At 34.2% G+C, this 22,993-nt stretch carries 17 protein-coding genes and 1 tRNA gene; 13 read left to right on the top strand and 5 right to left on the bottom strand.

Annotation, left to right across the window (positions count from 1 at the left end; translation table 11 throughout):
• Positions 1-59: 59 nt before the first annotated feature.
• Positions 60-2,162: an ATP-dependent DNA helicase RecG gene (gene recG / locus GQ40_RS03220; RefSeq protein ID WP_047545691.1), complete on the top strand. Its 2,103-nt coding sequence runs from the start codon at positions 60-62 to the stop codon at positions 2,160-2,162.
• Between the two features lie 93 nt (positions 2,163-2,255).
• The gene (locus GQ40_RS03215; protein ID WP_047545690.1) at positions 2,256-2,837 is read left to right on the top strand and encodes a tRNA-(ms[2]io[6]A)-hydroxylase; all 582 of its coding nucleotides are present in this window, start codon (positions 2,256-2,258) and stop codon (positions 2,835-2,837) included.
• Positions 2,838-2,866: 29 nt separating this feature from the next.
• Here the strand turns inward: GQ40_RS03215 and GQ40_RS03210 are convergent, their stop codons facing one another.
• Positions 2,867-4,084, bottom strand: a complete 1,218-nt coding sequence (locus GQ40_RS03210; protein ID WP_047545688.1) for a peroxiredoxin family protein — start codon at positions 4,082-4,084, stop codon at positions 2,867-2,869.
• 214 nt (positions 4,085-4,298) lie between these two features.
• On the opposite strand from GQ40_RS03210, the gene pheT reads away from it, so the two are divergent.
• From pheT to ribB, 8 genes are all read left to right on the top strand, one after another.
• A complete protein-coding gene (gene pheT, locus GQ40_RS03205; RefSeq protein ID WP_047545686.1) occupies positions 4,299-6,725 on the top strand; it encodes a phenylalanine--tRNA ligase subunit beta in 2,427 nt (808 codons plus the stop codon).
• A 5-nt stretch (positions 6,726-6,730) separates the two neighbouring features.
• The gene (locus GQ40_RS03200; RefSeq protein WP_047545684.1) at positions 6,731-7,585 is read left to right on the top strand and encodes a phosphatase PAP2 family protein; all 855 of its coding nucleotides are present in this window, start codon (positions 6,731-6,733) and stop codon (positions 7,583-7,585) included.
• A gap of 111 nt (positions 7,586-7,696) precedes the next feature.
• Positions 7,697-8,197, top strand: a complete 501-nt coding sequence (gene tpx, locus GQ40_RS03195) for a thiol peroxidase (protein WP_047545682.1) — start codon at positions 7,697-7,699, stop codon at positions 8,195-8,197.
• Between the two features lie 88 nt (positions 8,198-8,285).
• Positions 8,286-8,654 carry a diacylglycerol kinase gene (locus GQ40_RS03190; RefSeq protein ID WP_047545680.1) on the top strand — a complete coding sequence of 123 codons (369 nt, stop codon included), beginning with the start codon at positions 8,286-8,288 and terminating at the stop codon, positions 8,652-8,654.
• 98 nt (positions 8,655-8,752) lie between these two features.
• On the top strand, positions 8,753-11,164 hold the full coding sequence (locus tag GQ40_RS03185) for a DNA translocase FtsK (protein WP_047545678.1): 2,412 nt from the start codon (positions 8,753-8,755) through the stop codon (positions 11,162-11,164).
• A 40-nt stretch (positions 11,165-11,204) separates the two neighbouring features.
• Positions 11,205-11,846, top strand: a complete 642-nt coding sequence (locus GQ40_RS03180) for a LolA family protein (protein ID WP_047551364.1) — start codon at positions 11,205-11,207, stop codon at positions 11,844-11,846.
• A 17-nt stretch (positions 11,847-11,863) separates the two neighbouring features.
• A complete protein-coding gene (locus GQ40_RS17390; protein ID WP_081990165.1) occupies positions 11,864-14,221 on the top strand; it encodes an LptF/LptG family permease in 2,358 nt (785 codons plus the stop codon).
• Positions 14,222-14,261: 40 nt separating this feature from the next.
• Entirely contained in the window at positions 14,262-15,419 is a 1,158-nt protein-coding gene (gene ribB / locus GQ40_RS03170; RefSeq protein WP_047545676.1) for a 3,4-dihydroxy-2-butanone-4-phosphate synthase, read from the top strand.
• Here the strand turns inward: ribB and GQ40_RS03165 are convergent.
• Genes GQ40_RS03165 through GQ40_RS03155 form a run of 3 tightly spaced genes read right to left on the bottom strand, consistent with a single transcriptional unit; the run spans position 15,416 to position 17,722 of the window.
• Complete coding sequence (locus GQ40_RS03165; protein WP_047545674.1) at positions 15,416-16,609, bottom strand: DegT/DnrJ/EryC1/StrS family aminotransferase; 1,194 nt, start codon at positions 16,607-16,609, stop codon at positions 15,416-15,418. The genes ribB and GQ40_RS03165 overlap by 4 nt on opposite strands.
• Before the next feature lie 7 nt (positions 16,610-16,616).
• Positions 16,617-17,033 carry a thioredoxin family protein gene (locus tag GQ40_RS03160; protein WP_047545672.1) on the bottom strand — a complete coding sequence of 139 codons (417 nt, stop codon included), beginning with the start codon at positions 17,031-17,033 and terminating at the stop codon, positions 16,617-16,619.
• A 59-nt stretch (positions 17,034-17,092) separates the two neighbouring features.
• Positions 17,093-17,722 carry an NAD(P)H-dependent oxidoreductase gene (locus GQ40_RS03155; RefSeq protein WP_047545670.1) on the bottom strand — a complete coding sequence of 210 codons (630 nt, stop codon included), beginning with the start codon at positions 17,720-17,722 and terminating at the stop codon, positions 17,093-17,095.
• A gap of 174 nt (positions 17,723-17,896) precedes the next feature.
• On the opposite strand from GQ40_RS03155, the gene GQ40_RS03150 reads away from it, so the two are divergent.
• Positions 17,897-17,981: transfer RNA gene (locus GQ40_RS03150), tRNA-Ser, on the top strand.
• 61 nt (positions 17,982-18,042) lie between these two features.
• Here GQ40_RS03150 and GQ40_RS03145 read toward each other — a convergent pair.
• Positions 18,043-21,636 carry a metallophosphatase gene (locus tag GQ40_RS03145; RefSeq protein WP_052184131.1) on the bottom strand — a complete coding sequence of 1,198 codons (3,594 nt, stop codon included), beginning with the start codon at positions 21,634-21,636 and terminating at the stop codon, positions 18,043-18,045.
• A 209-nt stretch (positions 21,637-21,845) separates the two neighbouring features.
• On the opposite strand from GQ40_RS03145, the gene GQ40_RS03140 reads away from it, so the two are divergent.
• The gene (locus GQ40_RS03140) at positions 21,846-22,628 is read left to right on the top strand and encodes a DUF3108 domain-containing protein (protein WP_047545668.1); all 783 of its coding nucleotides are present in this window, start codon (positions 21,846-21,848) and stop codon (positions 22,626-22,628) included.
• Positions 22,629-22,632: 4 nt separating this feature from the next.
• Positions 22,633-22,974: a hypothetical protein gene (locus tag GQ40_RS03135; protein WP_047545666.1), complete on the top strand. Its 342-nt coding sequence runs from the start codon at positions 22,633-22,635 to the stop codon at positions 22,972-22,974.
• Positions 22,975-22,993 lie beyond the last annotated feature (19 nt).

The raw sequence follows: 22,993 nt of genomic DNA, 5'->3' as shown, positions 1-22,993 counted from the left end.
ATTGATTTCCATTCATAAAGAGATTCCTTTTTTCAAAGGAATTGGGTAAATTCGCAACTATGAGTTCTAAACTTCAAACTCCTATAGATTACCTCAAAGGCGTTGGGCCCAATCGTGCAGATTTACTGCGTAGCGAGCTGGGAATTCATACGTATCAGGATTTGATCAACTTGTTCCCTAATCGCTATTTAGATCGTACTAAGTATTACAAAATCAGCGAATTGCAACGAAACAGTGCAGAGGTTCAAATCGTTGGAAAAATCACTGGCTTTAAAGAAATTGCACAGAAAAGAGGCAAACGTTTGGTTGCCAGTTTTCAAGACGATACAGGACGCATGGAACTCGTTTGGTTTCGTGGTCAAAAATGGATTCGCGAGAGCCTGAAGCCAAATGTGGATTATGTGATCTTCGGAAAAGTAAACTGGTTCAATGGTGCCTTTAGCATGCCACATCCCGAATTTGAACTTTTAAAAGAGCACGAACAGCATTTACGCTCAACAATGCAAGCTGTATATCCCTCAACCGAAAAATTATCAAACAAAGGCGTCACCAATAAAGTGATGAACAAAATCATGCAAAGTCTGTTTATAGAAACCAACGGACGTTTTGCAGAAACACTTCCTGAAAACATATGTTCTGAACTTAAACTATTATCAAAAAGCGACGCCCTTTTTAACGTGCATTTCCCTAAAGATAATACCCTTTTAGCAAGAGCAGAATTTAGGTTGAAATTCGAAGAATTATTCTATATCCAATTGCAGTTGATTTTAAAAAATCTCATTCATAAATCAAAAATCAAAGGCTTTCCTTTTTCATCTGTTGGCGATTATTTTAATTCCTTTTACAAAGACCATTTACCCTTCGATTTAACGAACGCACAAAAGCGAGTTATCAAAGAAATTAGACAGGACTTAGGTAGTAATGCGCAGATGAATCGGCTTTTACAAGGTGATGTAGGTTCTGGAAAGACTATAGTTGCGTTCATGTCAATGCTCATGGCACTTGACAACGGATTTCAAGCATGTTTGATGGCGCCTACTGAAATTTTGTCAGTCCAACACTTTCAAGGATTAAGTGAATTAGCTAACAATTTAAATATCAGTATAAAACTACTTACTGGTTCAAGTAAAACTTCAGAAAGAAAAAAAATTCATGAATCTCTCGAAAATGGTGATTTACAGATCTTAATTGGCACTCATGCACTACTTGAAGACAAGGTGAAATTTAAAAATTTAGGCCTTGCAATTATAGATGAACAACATCGATTTGGAGTTGCACAACGTTCTAAATTATGGAAAAAAAATGATTTTCCACCACATATTTTGGTGATGACCGCTACTCCAATTCCGCGTACTTTAGCAATGTCTGTTTATGGCGATTTAGACATCTCAGTTATCGATGAATTACCACCAGGAAGACAAGCCATAAAAACGGTTCATCGCTACGATAAAAATCGACTTAAAGTAATGCGATTTATGCGAGATGAAATTGAAAAAGGCAGACAGATTTATATTGTTTACCCCTTAATTCAAGAAAGTGAGCATATGGATTATAAAGATCTAATGGATGGCTATGAAAGTATTGTTAGAGAATTTCCGCAGCCCAAATACCAAATCTCGATAGTTCATGGCAAAATGAAACCTGTAGATAAGGATTTTGAAATGCAGCGTTTTGTCAAAGGAGAAACCCAAATAATGGTAGCCACCACAGTGATTGAAGTTGGAGTAAATGTGCCAAATGCGTCTGTTATGATTATTGAAAGCGCTGAACGTTTTGGCCTGTCGCAATTGCACCAATTAAGAGGTCGGGTTGGTCGAGGCGCAGAGCAAAGCTATTGTATTCTTATGACGAGCCATAAATTGACGCAGGACAGCAAAGTAAGATTAGAGACAATGACGAGAACCAGTGACGGATTTGAAATTGCAGAAGTGGACTTAAAATTAAGAGGTCCAGGAGATGTGATGGGGACGCAACAAAGTGGTGTACTTAATCTAAAAATCGCAGACATAGTTAAGGATAAGGATATTTTACAGAGTTCCCGGTTTTATGCAAGACGCGTTTTAAATTTAGACCCATCACTATCGCTACCAGACCACAAAATGATATTAAACACGTATCGTGAGCTTAGTAAATACAAGAATATTTGGAATTATATAAGTTAGAACGAAGTTGAAGACTTAACATTTAATAATCAATCATTATATTTACAATTCATTAGAATTATTCATTATTAATTTATTCTCATTAATTCAAAAATGCTTCACCTTAAATTAGAAACCGATCCTCGTTGGGCAACCATTGCAGAAGAAAACATTGAAGAAATTCTTACAGACCACGCGTGGTGCGAACAAAAAGCTTGCACAAATGCAATCACAATAATAACTCATAATTCACAATATGAGGATTTAGTGACCGATTTACTGGAATTGGCGAAAGAAGAACTGGAGCATTTTCAAATGGTTCATGAGATTATAAAAAAGCGAGGTTATACTTTAGGCAGAGAAAGAAAGGATAGCTATGTAAATGAGCTTTATAAATTCATGAACAAAGGTGGAAACCATTTACAAAGTATGGTTGATCGTTTATTGTTTTCTGCAATGATAGAAGCAAGAAGTTGTGAGCGCTTTAAACTATTATCGCAACGCATTAAAGATGAAGAACTTTCGAAATTCTACTACGATTTAATGGTAAGCGAAGCTGGACACTATACTACATTTATAACGTTCGCCAGAAAATATGGTAAAGACATTGACGTCGATAAACGCTGGCAAGAACTTGTAGCATTTGAAGGAGAATTGATAAAAAGTTATGGTAAAAGTGAAACCATACATGGATAATCCATCAAAGATTTAAAAAACTTAATCAGTTACTCCTCTCCCAACAACTCCTCTACAAAACCTCTAAACTCCGTTTTAAATTCTTCAAATTTTTCACCAGTTGCTGGACCGTTAAATCCTGTATGGATTTTTCTGACTTTACCTTTTTTATCTATAAATATTGAAGTTGGGTAAGACAAAACGTGGTTGAGCATTGGTAGTTTTTCCTGAGCTTCAGCTTTACTTGAAGATCCGTACTGCGCTAAAAGTATAGGATATGGAATCCCAATATCATTCTTTAAACGTTTAATACTAGAAAAAGCCTTTTCCTCTGTCTTGGCATATTCAAAAGCCAGAGCCACAAACTCCACGCCTCGTCCTGCATTATTGTTATAAAATTCTGAATAGTATTTACTCTCATCCAAACAATTAGGACACCAAGTACCCATCACTTGAACGATGACTACTTTATTTTTAAACCTATTGTCAGCCAATGAGATTTGATTTCCATCGGCATCTGGAAACGTGAATTCCAATGTATCAAAACCTTCATTCAAAAAAGTTAACTCATTGGCATCTGGAAGCTCAAAATCGCTGTTTCTCTTGGCTTTAAAAGGTTCTTCCCAATGGTTTCCAGAATAAAATTTCCCATTCATTGTGCTATCGGTCACTTTTCCTGTAAACAAAAAAGCATGAGCACCATCAAATGTTGAGAGCTTCATAGTATCGCCATCCATCACGCCTTCAAGATACCTATAATCTCCAGTTGTCGTTCTAAAAGTTCCTGTAACGCGTGTGCCTTCCTGTTCAAAAATCCCTTTGGCTATATATTTTTCTTCTTCGGAATTTGGACTGAAAACAGTTTCCCAACTCCCAGCAACATCTTGGCTAGAAGTTTCGTTTTCGAGATCAAAACGTGTGGTTTTTCCTATTTCCGCAGAAAAAGGAACCACGCGATCCAGACTTTCATTTATAAAACTGCCTTTAAGCGTTCCATCCTTAACTACCGCTTCAATATATCCTTCAAAAACGGGAGCTTTTATGACTACAGTATCGTTTGAATAATTAATATCTGTTACCATAATTACTTCATCTGCATTAAAAATTTTAAGCGCATTCCTTGAAGTGACCTCAAAATTAAAAGGCAAAACCTCTGTTTTTGTAAGCTGTAACTCTGCTCGCCAAATCCCTTCTTGAAGAGCTTCTGGACGATTGAGATTGCATCCTACAAGAAGCAATAAAATGGGTAATACAAGTAATTTTCGCATAACAGATTTTCTTTTTAAAGAGGTATAATATGGACAAATATAAACTACTTACCGCTAATTTCCCGCAATGTTCATTTTATAAGAATCATTTTTGAAGATTTAATCCCGATAGCTATCGGGACCTAAGAAAAAAAGTTTCTATATCTATTTTTTGAAAAAATGACACCTCTAAACTATTAGTATTATTATCTTTGGTCACTTACAAAAATAGACGATGAAAATATCATATAACTGGCTAAAACAATTTTTAAAAACCGATTGGCCTGCAGAGAAAACTGGTGAATTACTAACCGATTTAGGCCTAGAAATAGAAGGCATAGAAAGCTACCAATCTGTAAAAGGTGGACTTGAAGGTATTGTTATTGGTGAAGTTTTGACTTGTGTACAGCACCCAAATGCAGACCGCTTAAAAATTACCACAGTAGATATTGGTAATGGCGAACCTTTACAAATTGTTTGTGGCGCTCCAAATGTTGCTGCAGGTCAAAAAGTACCAGTTGCCACAATTGGTACAACACTTTATACTGAAACTGGCGAATCTTGGACCATCAAAAAAGGAAAAATTAGAGGTGAGGAAAGCCACGGTATGATTTGCGCCGAAGACGAATTAGGCCTCGGAGCATCACACGATGGTATCATGGTACTTGATAACAAATTAAAAGTCGGTTCGCTCGCTGCAGATCTTTTTGAAATAGAAAATGATCACGTTTTTGAAATTGGCCTAACACCAAACAGAGCAGATGCTATGAGTCATTATGGTGTGGCTCGCGATTTAAAAGCTGGATTTTTACAAAAGGATATTAATACTGAAATGATTACACCTTCGGTAAGTTCTTTTCATGTAGATAGCAGAACGCTCAAAATTGATATTGATGTCAAGAATTATGATCTAGCTCCTCGTTACTGCGGAATCACTATTAAAGGCATTAAGGTTGAAGATTCGCCTTCATGGCTACAAAACAGACTAAAAGCCATAGGTCTAACCCCAAAAAACAATATTGTTGATGTTACCAATTATGTATTGCACGAGCTGGGACAGCCACTTCACGCTTTTGATGCTGCAAAAATTACCGGAAACAAAGTCGTTGTAAAAACACTGCCAGAAGGTACAAAATTCACCACCTTAGACGATGTAGAACGTGAGTTGAGCGCAGATGATCTCATGATTTGTGATGCTGAAAAACCTATGTGTATTGCTGGTGTTTTTGGCGGAGCGCATTCTGGAGTTTCCGCAGGTACGACAAGTATTTTCTTGGAGAGTGCTTATTTCAATCCCGTGAGTATTAGAAAAACTGCAAAAAGACACGGTTTAAATACCGATGCTTCTTTTAGGTTTGAAAGAGGTATTGATCCCAATATCACAGATTACGCCTTAAAGCGTGCTGCCTTAATGATAATCGATATCGCTGGAGGTGAGATCTCTAGTGATGCCATGGACTTTTATCCGAAAAAAATTGAAGATTTCCAAGTACGTTTAAGTTTTGAGAACACAAGAAAACTTATAGGGCAGGAAATCCCAAAGGAGACTATAAAACAAATTCTTTCGTCTTTAGACATTAAAGTAAACAATGTTACAGAAACTGGTTTGGGACTTACAGTTCCTGCATACCGAAATGATGTACAGCGTGAAGCAGATGTAATTGAAGAAGTTTTACGTGTGTTTGGTTATAATAATATTCGTACTACGGAAAAATTAAACGCTTCCATCTCTAATACATCTAAATTTGAGGACTATAAGCTTCAAAACATTATTGGTAACCAATTGGCATCTCAAGGTTTTTTTGAGATTCTATCAAACTCGCTAACCACTCCCAAATACATTGCACTAAGTGAGCAATTAAAAGAAGAACATAATGTAGAAATGTTGAATCCATTAAGTAATGACTTAAGCGTGATGCGCCAAAGTCTTTTGTTTTCTGGATTGGAAGCTTTAAGCTATAATATCAATAGAAAGCGTGACGACCTTAAACTCTATGAGTTCGGGAAAACTTACCATAGTTATGATGATGGTCGCATAGAGAACAAACACCTCTCTTTATTTTTAACAGGAAACAAATCCAATTCACGTTGGAATGCCCCTGTTCAAAAAAGCGATTTCTTTTACTTAAAAGGGATAATTAACAGTACTTTAGAGCGTTTAGGGATTTCTAGACATAAAGTGTCTCCTATAAAGAATGATGTCTTTAGTGAAGGTATAAGTTTGTCTATTGGTAAAAATAAACTGGTCGATTTTGGTATTGTCAATAAAAAGGTTTTGAAATACTTCGGAATTTCACAAGAAGTACTATTCGCAGATTTCAATTGGGATAATGTGATCAATATGGCAAAACATAACGACATAAAATTTAAGGACATCCCTAAATATCCTGAAGTACGTCGTGATTTTGCCTTACTATTAGATAATGATGTCAAGTTTGAGGATATCGATAAAATCGCTATGCAAACAGAAAAGCAATTGCTCAAGGATGTCGATCTTTTTGATGTGTATCAAGGTAAAAATCTTCCGAAGGGAAAGAAAAGCTACGCAGTAAGTTTTACCATCCAAGATGAGCACAAAACACTTACCGATAAGCAAATTGATAAAATAATGAATAAACTTCAGGCCAATTTTGAAAAACAACTTGGTGCTGAATTAAGATAAACACATTGAAAATAAAAATACTCTTATTCTATATATTCTTTTTTGGGTCATTAACAACTTTGGTTGCACAAACTCTTGAACTTGATACTAAAGTAAAAGACTCGTCTTCAATTTGGGATTTGGTTAAACACGACGCAAAATTTACTGTAAAGAGCGTAGCTCATTCAATGACGCGTCCCGCTCAATGGAAGGGTAACGATTTTGCTAAATTTGGTATTCTCATTGCTGGGACTGCAACATTAAGTCTTGCAGATCAACCTATACGAGATTGGTCTCAACAGAATAGAAATGATTATCCGCAGGTATTAAGAGATTTTGGCTGGTATTTTGGAAGTCCACAAAATTATTTTGCAGTAAATACTGGACTTTATACGTTTGGGTTGTTGACTAAAAACGAAAAGATAAGAAAAACGAGTGTTTTAATAATTTCTTCATCTGTGACCACTGGAGTAATTCAGTCAATCACCAAGGCTGCAGTTGGCAGAGCACGTCCTGGATCTGGTTTTGATAATTATGCCTTTAACCCTTTTTCGGGTGAGGCAACTTATCGATCATTCCCTTCTGGGCATACTATATTGTCAATGACTATGGCACATTCTATTGCCAAGCAGTTTGATAATGTTTGGGTAAAGGTTGGCATATATAGTGTTGGAGCGTTACCGCCTATTTCTAGAATTATTGACGATGCACATTGGATTACAGATGTAGCATTTAGTACCGCATTGAGTATTATTGTTGTAGACTGTATTGACAATTACCTTAATAAGGAGGAGGCTTATGGTTTTCCGAAGAAAAAAAAGCAAATCTCATGGAACCTGAGATTTAGTTCTAATCAAATTGGTATTGTAGGAACTTTCTAATACACTTTCCTCAATATTTATTTTCTTGTTAAACTATTGCAAATATTACACATACCTTGCTTTTAACATTTAAATAATCCTTAATTTTAACATTCAAAAAAACTTTAAAACATGGCAACAGTTACATTAGGTGGAGACACAGTACATACATCTGGAACATTACCTCAAGAAGGTTCTAAAGCCCCAGACTTTAAATTAACAACTACAGATTTAGCTTCTAAATCATTAAACGATTATAAAGGACATAACGTGATCTTAAACGTATTTCCAAGTGTAGATACTGGGACATGCGCACAATCTGTGAGATCTTTTAATGAGAAAGCTTCAAAATTAGACAACACAAAAGTGCTTTGCATCTCAAGAGATTTACCTTTTGCGCTAGCTCGTTTTTGTGCTGCTGAAGGTTTAGACAATGTCGAGAGTCTCTCAGATTTTAGAGATGGTAACTTCGGAAAATCCTACGGATTAGAGTTTACAGATGGCGCATTTGAATCCTTACTTTCGAGATGTGTATTGGTTTTAAATTCTGAAGGAAAAATCATTTATACACAACAAGTTCCAGAAATCGCTGATGAGCCAGATTACAAAGCAGCATTGGATGCTTTGAAATAATTTAAATACTCTTACAAAGCAGCATTGGATGCTTTGAAATAAATCAAATATTCTTACAAAGTAAAATTTGATGCTTTGAATTAAATAAATGTCAAAAAAAGAATCCTTTTTAATAAATAGGCTTAAAAGCGTGGGCTATGCCTACAAAGGCGCTGCGTATCTAATCAAAACGGAAGCCAGTATTAAAATACAGGTGTTTTGCGCTATAATAATTACAATAGCGGGATTCTATTTTGAGATTTCTACAACAGAGTGGTTATTCCAGATTGCATTTATAGGATTGGTCATGAGCCTTGAAGGCGTCAATACTGCCATAGAAAATATTGCAGATTTTGTACATCCAGATATGCACGCAAGTATTGGCAAGATCAAGGATATTGCTGCTGGAGCTGTTTTTATCGCTGCTGTTAGTGCTGCAATTGCTGCCTTGGTAATCTATATTCCGAAGATATTTTAAAAAATAAAATTCTCAAACTTCAAACACTCGTTTAAATACTTTTAAGTTAGGATAAACGTTAGTAATTTGTATTTTTGTTTTATACTAATGACCTGTTGATGGCGAAGAAAAAAACCAAGACTAAAAAGAGCACTAAAACCTCTCCTAAATTTAAAAAACCAAGCCTTAAGCTATCGAGTCAGCAAAAACTGATTTTTGGTAGTCTCTTGATTATCATTGGTATTTTAATGTTTATTGCGTTTTTATCGTTTTTCTTTACTGGTAAGGCAGATCAAAGTACGCTTACTGAATTAGCTTCAAGAGAAGTAAAAACACAAAACTGGCTTAATAAATTAGGAGCTTGGACGAGCGACTTTTTCATTAATAAAGGTTTTGGGATTTCTTCATTTATTTTTTCTGGATTGGTATTTCTCTCTGGTATCTACATCACTTTAGATATTAATAAATCACGATTACGTCGCCATTGGGTTTGGGGAACACTCATCGCCATTTGGCTATCTATATTTTTCGGTTTCTTTTCCCATAAATACGATGCACTTGGAGGCACTATTGGCTTTGAAATGAACTCATTCTTTCAAGATTATATTGGAAAAATTGGTACAATCCTCCTACTCGTTTTTGTTTTGATTACTTACGCTGCAATTAGATTTAAAGTCAATGGAGACACATTTGTTAAGCTATTTAAAAGGGCGAAAAGCGACTTTAAGGGTGAAGTGAATTCACAGGATGAAGATTCCACTTTTACCCTTGATAACGATTTAACTGCGGAAGCTGAAGAGATTAAATCTGCTTTCGAACTTAATGTTGATGAAGATCAAACAAAAGTGAAAACAGTTGATAAAACTGAAAAACAGAAAACTCCAGAACCAGAATTAAAAGTTAGTCCGAAAAAAGAGGATGACGAAGAAGACGATATAGAAACGGAGTTAGATATAGAAATAGAAACTGTTGAGGAAGAAATTTCCGAAGATGATAATCTTGCCAATAAGCTTGTTGAGGATTTTGGGCAATTTGACCCAACCTTAGAGTTGAGCAAGTTTCAATTTCCGCCCTTAGATCTATTAAAAAAATACGATACTGAAGGTATCTCTATCAATAAAGAAGAACTTGAAGAAAACAAAAACCGTATTGTAGAGACTCTTAACAACTACAAAATTGGTATTTCTAGCATTAAAGCCACGATTGGACCTACGGTAACGCTCTACGAAATTGTGCCAGAAGCAGGAGTTCGTATTTCAAAAATTAAAAATCTTGAAGATGATATTGCGCTTTCCCTTTCTGCATTAGGGATTCGAATTATCGCACCAATTCCGGGTAAAGGAACTATTGGTATTGAGGTTCCCAATAAAAACTCAACTATCGTCTCGATGCGTTCTGTTATTGCGTCCCAGAAATTTCAAAAGTCTGATATGGAATTGCCAATCGCATTTGGAAAAACCATTAGTAATGAAACCTTTGTAGTTGATCTTGCGAGAATGCCTCACATGTTGATGGCAGGTGCCACTGGTCAAGGTAAATCGGTTGGTTTAAACGCGGTGCTCACTTCCCTACTCTACAAGAAACATCCTGCGGAAGTTAAATTTGTGCTTGTAGATCCCAAAAAAGTGGAGCTCACTTTATTCAATAAGATAGAACGTCATTATTTGGCAAAACTTCCAGATAGCGAAGATGCTATAATCACAGATAATACTAAGGTTATCAATACATTAAATTCACTATGTATAGAAATGGATAACCGTTACGAAATGCTTAAAAACGCATTATGTCGTAATATTAAAGAATACAACACCAAGTTCAAAGCGAGAAAGTTAAATCCTAACGATGGCCATCAATTCTTACCTTATATTGTTTTGGTAGTTGATGAGTTTGCCGATTTAATTATGACTGCTGGTAAAGAAGTAGAAACACCTATCGCTCGTTTAGCGCAGTTGGCTCGTGCTATTGGGATTCATTTGATTATTGCAACACAACGACCATCGGTTAACGTCATTACTGGTATAATAAAGGCGAATTTTCCAGCGCGTATAGCTTTTAGGGTAACTTCAAAAATTGATTCACGTACCATTTTAGATGGTGGTGGCGCAGATCAACTTATTGGTCGAGGTGATATGTTATATACCTCCGGAAATGATATAACTAGAATACAATGTGCTTTTGTAGACACTCCAGAAGTTGAACGAATTACTGAATTTATTGGCGGTCAAAAAGCATATCCTGAAGCTTATTTACTTCCAGAATATGTTGGTGAAGAAAGTGGCACAAGTCTTGATAACAATATAGAAGATAGAGATAAATTATTTAGAGAAGCTGCCGAAATTATTGTAACAGCACAACAGGGATCTGCATCTTTATTGCAACGTAAACTAAAACTAGGTTACAATAGAGCTGGTCGTATTATTGATCAATTGGAAGCTGCTGGAATTGTTGGTGGTTTTGAAGGAAGTAAAGCACGACAGGTTTTAGTGCCAGATTTTGTAGCTCTAGATGCATTATTATCAAACGAAAATTAATTATAACAGCATATTTCCGAAGGGAATAAAAATTAAAACGATGAAACAGGTAATTATAATTTTAGCATTTTTAATTAGTAACATAGGATTCTCACAAGACTCTAAAAAGGCAGAAACTTTATTAAATGAAGTTTATGCCAAAGCAAAGGCCTATGATAATATTTCAATAGATTTTAAATACGTTTTAGAAAATCAAAGCGAAAACATAAAACAAGAAACTCGAGGTGATGTTATAATGCAAGGCGATAAATACGTACTTAATATTCTTGGCGTAACTCGATTATTTGATGGCAAAACCATGTACACTATTAGTCCTGAAGATGAAGAGGTGACAGTATCATCTAATAATTCGGAAGATGAAAACACAATTACTCCTAGCAAAATGATGTCTTTTTATAAGGATGGTTATAGCTATAAAATGGATGTGATCCAAGATGTAAAAGGTAGAAAAGTTCAATTTGTCAAACTCAACCCTATCGATACAAATTCTGAAATAAAAGAGGTCTTTTTAGGTATTGATGCCCAAACAAAACATATTTATAGATTAATTGAAGTTGGTAAAAACGGTACCAAAACGACCTTGACTGTTAATTCTTTTAAAACAAACGAGCCTATTTCGAAAACCTTATTTACTTTTGACCAAAATAAGTATAAAGAATATTACATCAACAAGCTAGATTAAGCTAACCTTACCCTTGCATGAAAATATTAGATAGGTATATATTTATGACCTACCTAAAAACATTTTTGAGCGTGTTTATTATACTCATGTTCATTTTTGTTTTACAGGCTATCTGGTTATATATTGGCGATTTGGCAGGTAAGGATTTAGACACTTTTGTCATCATTAAGCTGCTTGTATATATCACACCTACACTTATCCCTTTAATCTTACCACTTACTATTTTATTGGTTTCTATTATGGTTTTTGGCCAGTTTGCTGAGAACTATGAGTTTGCAGCTATGAAGTCTACAGGCATTTCATTGCAACGCGCTATGAAAAGTTTAAGTGTTTTTATTGTATTACTTGGATTGGTCACCTTTGTTTTTTCTAATAATGTGATTCCTTGGGCCAATAAAAATGTTTATAACCTTCGTAAAAATATAGCTCAGGTTAAACCAGCTCTAGCCATTACTAAAGGTCAGTTCAATGAAATTGGTAATTACAATATTAAGGTTGAAGATAAAACAGGAGAAAATGGCGAATTTTTAAAAAATGTGGTCATTCATAAAAAAGCAACTCAAAATGCTAAAAACAAAACTGTTATTATTGCTGAAAGCGGATTACTTGAGGGTAGCGTCAATTCTAACCTAATACAGTTAATTTTATACAATGGCAATTATTACGAGGAAATAGAAAGTAGAGATATAAAACAAAATAGAAAAAAGCCTCACGCAAAGAGTTATTTTGAAGAATATACAATTAACGTTGATTTAGAGGGTTTCAATGATGTTGATATGGACGACCAAAGTTATGACAATCGTTATAACATGCTTAACATTAGAGACCTTAGCTATACAGTTGACAGTTTATATGATAAAAAAGAAGTTGCCTTAAAAAATTTCTCTAAAACTCTTTATGACAGGACTTCTATAGCTACACTAAATAAAAATATCTCACCTCAAAAAGACTCTATTTTTGATGGCGATATATTAAGCTTATTTAATGACAAAACTAAAGTTCAATTACTTAATCTAGCCAATAATACGCTTACTAGCACCAATCAAATCATTAAGTCTAATAAACAGAATTTTGCAGCGCAAACAAATTGGAGAAATAAACATGTTATTTCATTACATGAAAAATATCTTTTAGGACTTGCTTGTATTATTCTCTTTTTTGTTGGTGCTCCTTTAGGCGCGCTAATTAGAAAAGGCGGTATAGGTTTACCTTTAGTTATCGCTATTCTATTATTTTTAACTTATCACTTTATTGGGATTTTCGCAAAAAACAGCTCTTTAGACGATTCTCTAAATCCTGTAATTGCGACATGGCTTTCTACTGCTATTATGCTCCCTTTAAGTATCTACTTGACCAGAAGAGCTACAAGAGATAGGCCTTTATTTGAGTCTGACGGAATTTTAGATCCCCTCAAAAAATTATTTGGCATTAAGAGTAAAACATTGGTGTTTGACTCCAATACTTTAGACGAGAATTCTGAGGCCTATCAAACATTAACTAGTTATGACAATAATCAATTAATTGATGTGGTTAAACATTACCGACAATACGATTATGATATTGCTTATAAAAATTCGTCGGTTGGTATTTTAGAAACCAGAGGCATTACAAAGCAAGAACTAAAGTTTGGAGGTAATCTAACAGATCATAAGTACGAAGAGTCATTACGATTAAAATACAGGTACGAAGAGAATTCTAAATTAGCATTTATATTATATGCTCTAGCCATACTCTTTATTCTACCTGGAGCTATATTAAAAAACAATGAGTTTCCAATGTTAGGAAATGCATTATTTTTAACTGGTATCCTTTTTGGAGTTTTATACTTATTCCCACTCTTAAAATCTTTTATAGATCAATCCAACCTCTTTAAACAATTAGGAAAAAACAATATTTCTAATGCTTTGATATTTGTAATTGTTGGTTTACCACTCTATTTTGTATTCTACTTTTTTCAGAAGAAAAAGATAAACGAAGAACTTAGATTAAACTCATTTGCTACAATTTCCAATGAAGAGGTATCAAAAGCAATTATAGATCCAACAAATAATAAAGCTTTTCTTGATTATAAGGCCTATGCAAATTATGCATTGATTTTTTACTGTTTTTCGATGATTTTGCTATTATCATTTTTCGTGTTTAAAAATAATAAGTTGCCTGCAGCAGAGGAGGCATCAAAAGAATTAGCTGTGATTTCAGCAATAATATTTTTAATTTATCATATAGCTGCCAGTATTTTCTTCGGAAAAATTTACAATGATATAACCGATCAAAGACAATCAAAAAATACATTCTGGACGATTATAGGATTTATTCTATATCCAATCACTTACATTTTAAGACGTAATAAAATCGCGAGAGACGTTTCAGCATAGAAAAAATAAGCCATATCTTTGCATTTCTAAACACAATATAATGACTACCAATACAGCAAAAGAAGCCAATAATAAAATTCAGTTAAACACTATTGAAGAAGCCATTCAAGACGTAAAAAACGGAAAAGTTATTATTGTAGTTGATGATGAGAACAGAGAAAATGAAGGTGATTTTATTGCTGCTGCAGAAGCTGTAACGCCAGAAATGATAAACTTCATGGCAAAACACGGTCGAGGTCTTATCTGTGCACCTCTTACCGAAGATCGCTGTGACGAACTAGATTTGACTATGATGGTACAAAACAACACCGTTTTACATCATACTCAATTTACAGTATCTGTAGATTTAATTGGTCATGGGTGCACTACTGGGATTTCGGTTCATGATAGGTCAAAAACGATAAAGTCGTTAGTCGATAAAGATACTAAGCCAAATGACTTAGGACGCCCTGGTCACATATTCCCGCTTAAAGCAAAAAACGGTGGTGTACTTAGGCGAACAGGCCATACAGAAGCTGCTGTTGATTTAGCCAGATTATCTGGATTTCAGCCTGCAGGGATTTTAGTAGAAATACTTAATGAAGACGGTACAATGGCAAGATTGCCACAATTATTGGAAGTCGCTAAAAAGTTTGATTTAAAATTAATTTCTATTGAAGATTTGGTTGCGTATCGAATGGAACATGATTCTCTAATTAATAAAGTCGAGGATTTTGATATTGAAACAAGATTCGGGAAATTTAGACTTCGTGCATACCAACAAACTACAAATGATCAAATCCATATTGCTCTCAGCAAAGGTACTTGGTCCAGGAATGAACCTGTTTTAACTAGAGTAAACGCAACTTTAGTGAACAATGATATTTTAGGCACCTTGACAAATAATGCTGATGAAAAATTAGACGACATGTTTAAAGTGATAAATTCCAAAGGTAAGGGAGCTATCATTTTTATCAATCAGCAGTCTCAATCTATGAATTTATTAAAGCGCCTGAGTGTTTTAAAAGAAAGTCAAGTTGAAGGAGAAGTCGTCAAGGCACCAAGCATTGATATGGATTCTAAAGATTTTGGTATTGGCGCGCAAATATTACACGATCTTAATATTCATAAATTAAAACTGATTTCAAATAGCCAGCAAACCAAACGTGTTGGAATTATTGGATATGGACTGGAGATTGTAGAATATGTTAATTACTAAATCGAAGATTTAATAGCATCAACCATCTTAGAGGCACGTAACTTCACTTCGGCTTCCGTCCATGACATCTTTATCAAGCACGAGATATTTCGACCTATGTAATGATCGGATTGTTCGAATGTTGTATTCTGAAGTTTTTCCAAACCTGCTTTAACTTCCGAAGAAATAGGAAATAAAGATTTTTGGTTTTTCAAGTGATCCCATTTTCTAATGTAGTGCCAATTATTATCAAAATAATTCCAGCACACATCAATACCGTTGTTTTTAAATGCTTCGGAAACCTTACGTGCTCTATCCAAATCTGGCAAAAAGAAATTCAAAAAGGCATAACTTTCCTCTCCTCCTTTTGGGACTTTTCTAAACGTGACACCTGGAACTCTTGCTAAAGCTTCACGTAAAATTGTATAATTTTTTTTCTGAATTGCAATAAACTCTGGCAAACGCCTTACTTGTGCCAAACCTACTGCTGCATGTAATTCTGAAATTCTAAAATTATACCCTAAAAAAGGATGCGCTTCGGCTCCTCTATCATTTCCAATGTGGTCATGACCATGATCACTATAATGGTCTGCGTTAATATAATACGATTTATTGTTTGTGATTACAGCACCTCCTTCACCACAGGTGATGGTTTTTACAAAATCAAAAGAAAAACAGCCTAAATCGCCGATGCTACCCAAAGGTTTCCCGTTATAATTTCCGCCAATAGCCTGACATGCGTCTTCAATTAATAATACATTATGCTTAGTGCAGATAGCTTGAAGTGCGTTCATGTCTCCCATGCTTCCGCACATTTGAACAACCATGACTGCTTTAGTTTTTGGAGTTATTGCAGTTTCAACTGCCTTAGGGTCTAAAGTAAGTGTATCATCAATATCTACTAAAACCGGAATTGCCCCAAGCATCATAATAGCTTCAAAACTCGCTACAAATGTAAATGTTGGCATAATCACCTCATCTCCTGCTCCAACACCTGCAGATGCTAATGCGACAGTGACAGCTGCGGTACCACTAGACACTAACTGAACATGATTTGTTTTAAAAAAATCTGAAAGTTCATTTTCTAACTCTTTAGCTTTCCAATGGCCTTTACGCATGCCATCAAAACCATAACGCATCAATACGCCATTATCAAGAACATCATTAAGCTCCTTTCGCTCTAAATCACCAAATAATTCAAATCCAGGCATGTAAAAACTATAATTTTGAGTTCAAAAAGGAAATAAAAGATTTTATATTTTCTGAATTTATTTCAGTTAGAGGCTCTCCAATATTATCGTTATAGCTATTTATTAAGGCCAAACCAGATGCATTTCTTTCTTCAAGATAATGGATTCCCAGACGGACATTATAAGATTCTTTATTAGAAATATCCAACTTTAATAAAATCACTTTAGCCTCTATGGCTTTAAAATCTTCTGTTGCAAAAAATTCTTTTTTGAGAAGTTCTAAGGACTCTGTTTTTTGATTATCAGTCACAAAAACCAAAATAGGTTTATTTTGACTTTCAGATTGTTGTAAAGCCACTTTATAATCACTTATCCATTGTGATTGTTCTTGGGCAAAAATCTGTCCTGATATTGCAAAAATTAAGATAAATAATATTTTTTTCATAGCAATTAATAATAAAAACAATAGTTATAAAACAAATATATGTAATTAATAGTATAAAATTAAAGTTCTATTACAGTTTCACTAAGTTGTTTTCTTACTTTTTTAAATTCAGAAAACATATCATCATCTGCCCTATAACCTACCGGTAACAGTAATACAGATTTAAGATTTTTTTCTTCAAGATTTAGTACTTCATCATATTTTTTAGGAATAAAACCTTCCATAGGACAAGAATCTATTCGCTCAACTGCGCAAACAGTCATTAAGTTGCCTAAAGCAATATAAGCTTGTCTAATAGACCATTCTTGACGCTCTTTCACCGTCATATTGCTCATCATTTTCATTAAATCATTTCTATAAGGAGCTAAAATGGTTTCTGGAGTAGAACGTATTTTTTTTATATTGTCGTAATAATCGGTAACATGGGAGTCCACGACATCATCTTCAATACAAATGACAAATAAATGAGAGGCATCAACAACCTGCTTTTGATTGTAAGAATGCTTTATAAGTTGTTCTCTAATTTCTTTATCTAAAACAATAACCAATTTTAAGGTCTGCAACCCGTAAGATGTAGCGGTAAGATTAAAAGCGTGCTTTAAAATATTTATTTTCTCTTTGGAAAGAATCCTAGAAGAATCAAATTTTTTTGTTGCATATCTCCATTTCAAATCATTTATTGTACTCATCAATGTTTCATATTTGTGCAAAAATAAGATTTGAAAGCTCAAATTGTCTCTTATAAGTATTAAATAATTCTATAGCGGAATTAAAAGTTCAAAAAAAGCAGTTTTTATTTGAAAGAAATAAAAAAGGGTTCTATATTTGCACTCGCATTTGGGGAATACCCAATGAGGCACTCAGGAGAAATGGCAGAGTGGTCGAATGCGGCAGTCTTGAAAACTGTTGAGGGTCACACCTCCGGGGGTTCGAATCCCTCTTTCTCCGCAAAAAAAACCCACAATGAAAATTGTGGGTTTTTTATTTAAGTTGAATACTAAATTCAATATTAAAACCTAAATCCTGCTGTAAAAATAATTCTGTTGTCTTCTGGGCTTAAATAATAACCAATATTTGCAGTTAATGCTTGAAATCCATTAATAAAGATTGAACCTCCATAACTATTATGCCACTTTCCTGAATCATCATTATCTGACCACACTCGACCAAGATCATAGCCTCCCGTAACACCAAATCTCAATGGTATAAATCCGCTACGAACTTCAAGTAGGCATAATCTTAAGTCTGTACTTTGAAAAAAGGAAGTTTGCCCTATAAATCTGTCATTTCTATAACCACGCAAACTATTATTACCTCCAACACTAGCAGCATGATAAAATTCATAAGAATCTCCAAAAATAAAGTCTGCTTGCACTTTTGTTGCCAATGTAGCCAATCCGCTATCATGAATTGGATAATTAAATGATGCTTTTGGAGTAAAGTAAGTAAATTTATTGTCAAAATTAGAGTTGATACTTTGTTTATATCCTACTACAAATCCCAATTCTAGTCCTCTGCGTGGCAAACTTAATAAGCTTTCTTTATTACTAAAATGAACTCCTACTTCTCCTCCTGCGTAAATTTGACTTTCAAAAACGTCATCTGTACTAGGTAAAGATTGCTCAATAAATGCATTTTCATTATCCTCAACATCATGCTCTTCTATACGAGCTGCTATATGTGCACTAATATTACCAGATGTTTTGTAAACCAACGATGGCTCAAAGTGCCACTGACTGATCTTCACACGATTAAAATCTAAATCAACAGCGTCTGGATCGTAAGTTGTCTCGTTTCCGAAGCCAAAGAAATTTACAGCATAATTTGAGCTAGTAACTCTTGCATCTAATACCAAATTCCAATTATGGAAAAAATGTGCAAACTCTCCATTATATGTTAATTGAAATCCTTCGGTTGCTGAATAGTATGAAGCGCCAACCGTATGACTAGTTGTAAATGGGTTGCGCAATAAACTGTAAGTCGTAAATGTATCTGTCAAGCCGAAATTTAATCCTGCATCTGGATCAAAACCTATGCTTGGTAAAATGACATTGTTTGAGTATTTTCTTTTTTGAGGATCATAATTATTAATCTCGTAAGAATCTGTTAATGTTTTTCTTACTGGATTTTTAAATGTATTTTTCTTTGATTTATAATCGTAAACCTTTACTGCTCTGTTATTCTGAATGTCATAAATGTCATTTTCTTCTCCTCCAAAAATCTTAAGTTTAATAAAGTCATCACCATCACCTTTTACCGTTATTTCATCATCACCATCTAAAGCATATATCCATATCTCTTTAGTTTCTTCTTTAGTATAGGTGTTTTCAAAATGCAATTTGTCTTTGTGGGTTATAGAAATTTTCGTTTTTCCACCATCCATACGATCGATGTCAATTTTGTTGTCCTTTGTGGTAGCCACAACTATTTCATGCTCTTTAAAATAATCATAATAATCTTTGGCTATATCAACAATATTACCTCGTCTTTGCTTTAAAATAGATTTTATATTTTCTGTGCTTTCATCTTTTGTATCTTCCAGAAGATTTGCAAAGGCTTGGTCAATAACATCATCTGTCAATTGGGTTTGTAGTAACTCTGCTTGAGTCTTCCAATCATTCCAACTCGCTCTATTGATAAAATTCTTATCCAGATAATATACCGCATTGTTGAATGTTTTTATATCATCAATCTCTGGTGCGTAACTTTGCATATTTCGTGCTAAAGGTGAAACTGCTTTTAAAATTGCTGGAAAAACACCATCATACTTTGGGAATGCTTGATCTCTATCTCTAGGGATTGGTTTATAAAGCTCAGTACCGTCTTCTTGTTCGTGCAAGGCCCATCTCCATTGGTCTGAATGTCGATCCCAATCACCTATTAAAAAATCAAAAAGACGAGCTCTTATATAACTATCCTCATCAATTTTTGCGTCTTTATCATCACGTAATTCGAGTAGCATATCAGATGTGCTTATAATATCGTCTGCATCTCCAAAAGTCTCGAAACTTTTATTTTCATCGCCAACATGCTCTTCAATCATATAAAGTTTGTCGCCATAGTTTTCATTAAATCTTCCCAAGCGTTCTTGTTTTGGAAGATAAATAATTTTAGGATTGGCATGCGAAATATCAATAGCATCCAACAACTCATTTATAGCAAATTGTGCGTAGGGCTGTGCAGTAGTATAGTAATCTTGAACAATAGTTTCAGCAACTGTATTATCCATATATTCAATCACGTAATGATCTTTTATTTTAGACTGTATAAAACGAACTCCACTTTTTCTAAGCTCTCTCACTGTGTATTCGTTTTCGTTATCGTCAATAAGTCTAAGACTGCGGGATTGATTTCCTCCACCTTCCGTAATTGCTCTAACGTTGTTTGGCAAACTGTCTAAAAATAGAACTGGTGCTGTGATTTTTCTTCCGTAGATATCGCGATAATGATCTCCCCAAAACCACTTGTAAAATCCTGATTTCTTGACTTCTTCTTCTGTATAAATGGCATCAGAGTAGGTGCTTCCGAAGTCGGAATTTTTATGGTAACTAAAATCTTCCAGCTTTCCTTTTTTAAGTTTGATGTCTTTTGTGAACACTTTTGATGTCTGGCCATTTTTAACAGTGAAAATTTCAACTTCTGAACTTCCGTCTTTAAAAATGTTCAACTTTGCAAATCCATTTTCGCTACTTGCGTATTGACCTTCTTTTATATTGGATTTTACACTCTCTGTTTTGCCAGTTGCACCACTTATGATCTGCGGAATTCCATCATCCATCAAAAACTGTAAGTTTCGATCTGCTCCCGAAACAAAGATCACATCATTAAATTGACTTGCTAATGTTTCTAATCTGCCAATCAAATCTTGCATGTCTTTATGGTAGTATGCCTGTTTAGATAATCCTCCTAAACGACCTATAAGGCCTTGACGTGACTCAGTTAATACAGGGTGATGTATGGCGACGACTATCGTTTTATTTTGCTCGTCCTTAAGTTCGTCTTTGAATTGTGCGAAAAACTGCTCTCTAGTTTTGATCTCACAATCATTGTTTATATAAGGGTAATCATCCCAATTTTCTAAATACCATTGTGAATCCACCATAACCAATTCTACCTCGTCACTTAACGTTTCGCGTTCAATTGGGCAACCATCGTTTGGCCAAAATTCTGCTTTACTGTTATCTTGTAAAAAAGATTCTAGGTCGTCAAGATTTTTATGGCTTCCGTTTTCCCATTCGTATTTACCGGGAATAAAAATAAGCTCTCCATTAAAACTTGATAAGGGATTTAGCAACTTTGAAGACAAGAAGGATTCTTCTTTTTTGCGGTCGTCTTTATTCTCTGGGTAACCCGTCTTTCTCGTGCTGTTTCCCAATGCTAAAAACAACGCGTGTTCATCATTTTTTGAAGCTTCAACGATTGCCTTTAAGATTTCTTCGGAATGTGAATTATCTTCCAAACCAATATTTGAAGTCAAATAAATGGTTTTAGATATGTCTTTTGGCTTTTCTTGAGCAAAGCCTACATACTGAGAAATAAAAGCAACAACAATAAGTAGTGAACGTAAATGGTTATTTTTTACCAATTTAATATGTGATATCATTCTTATTTTTTTAATTTATCAAATATCTTAAATTAATGAATACAAAATGTGCTTATATAAGAGTATTGTTGAATCAAATACCTCTTTATTTTGAGGTAATACAATTTAATTTAACTTTGGCCTTTAGAAATTAATTTTTAATTGTCGCGAAATAATATCATGGCATAATAAATGTTAATTTAAAAATCTACAAACTCTAATCCTATCTTATGAGATTATCATCTTTAATGACACTCTTTTTTTTGAGCAGTTTTGTGATTTTTGCACAAAACAACACCATTCCTGCTGGAGAAAAACTATTATACACCGCAACATACAATATGTCTGGGTTGCTAAACGAATTAGCCCAAGTTACTATGGAGACTAGTGAGGTCAAGACCTCAAATTCTACATTATTAAAGTTAAAATGTTCTGCTGTAACATTCAGCAAGTGGGACAATTTTTTTAAAATCCGTGATTTGTACGAGAGCTACGTAAGCCCTAAAACGTTGACGCCATATTTATATAATCGTGACATCAACGAAGGTGGTTATGAGAAATTTATGAAATATAAATACAATCATAAATCGAATACCGTCTCGAGTTTAATGCGTAAGAAAAGAAGAGATGGCACATTTTGGGAAGTTAATGAAACCGTTAAAATTGGATCTTCAACCAGAGATATAGTAGCTACATTATACCATATAAGAAATATGGATATTCACAAAGCAAATATTGGAGACAGTCAAAATCTTACAGTTTTGTTTGATAACAAAGAATCTGTGGTAAGAGTACAATATGTTAGTAAAGAAACAATCAATACAGCTATAGGTAAAAAGGAATGCTATAAATTATCTATATCTGTTAATAATAGCAATGTTTTAAAGGGAAATAATGATAACTTAATTTGGCTTACAGCAGATGCCAATAAAGTCCCTGTATATGCAAAATTTAAAATCCCTGTTGGTAATGGAGAATTAAAAATTAAATCTGCAACAGGTTTAAAAAACTAATATTATGAAAAAGTTATTTTTAATTTTAGGGTTTATTGCTGCTATTTTTGCATTAATCCTTGCGGTAACGCCTTTGTTCAAAATTGCATTTATACCGTGCATAGCAGCTCTTTTATTTGGTGTTTTGGCAATGTTTATTTCAAAAAACAAACCCATTAACAAAAAAGCTGTTCAGTTAATGTTTTTAATGACCATAATAGCTTTAGCATTGACGACCTATAAATCAATCTTCTCTTCTTCGGAAGTTGGAAACACCGAGCAACTAGAAGAAAAAGAAGAACTTCTTGAAGAAGAATCCATACAAGATCTTGAAGACATAGATATTGAAGAAATCGACCAAGAGTAAATAAGTTAGGTAATACTTC

The sequence above is a fragment of the Psychroserpens sp. Hel_I_66 genome (assembly GCF_000799465.1).
In the GTDB taxonomy this organism is placed as follows: Bacteria; Bacteroidota; Bacteroidia; order Flavobacteriales; family Flavobacteriaceae; genus Psychroserpens.
The sequence above is the reverse complement of the archived record's forward strand: the minus strand, read 5'-3'. Positions and strand labels throughout refer to the sequence as shown.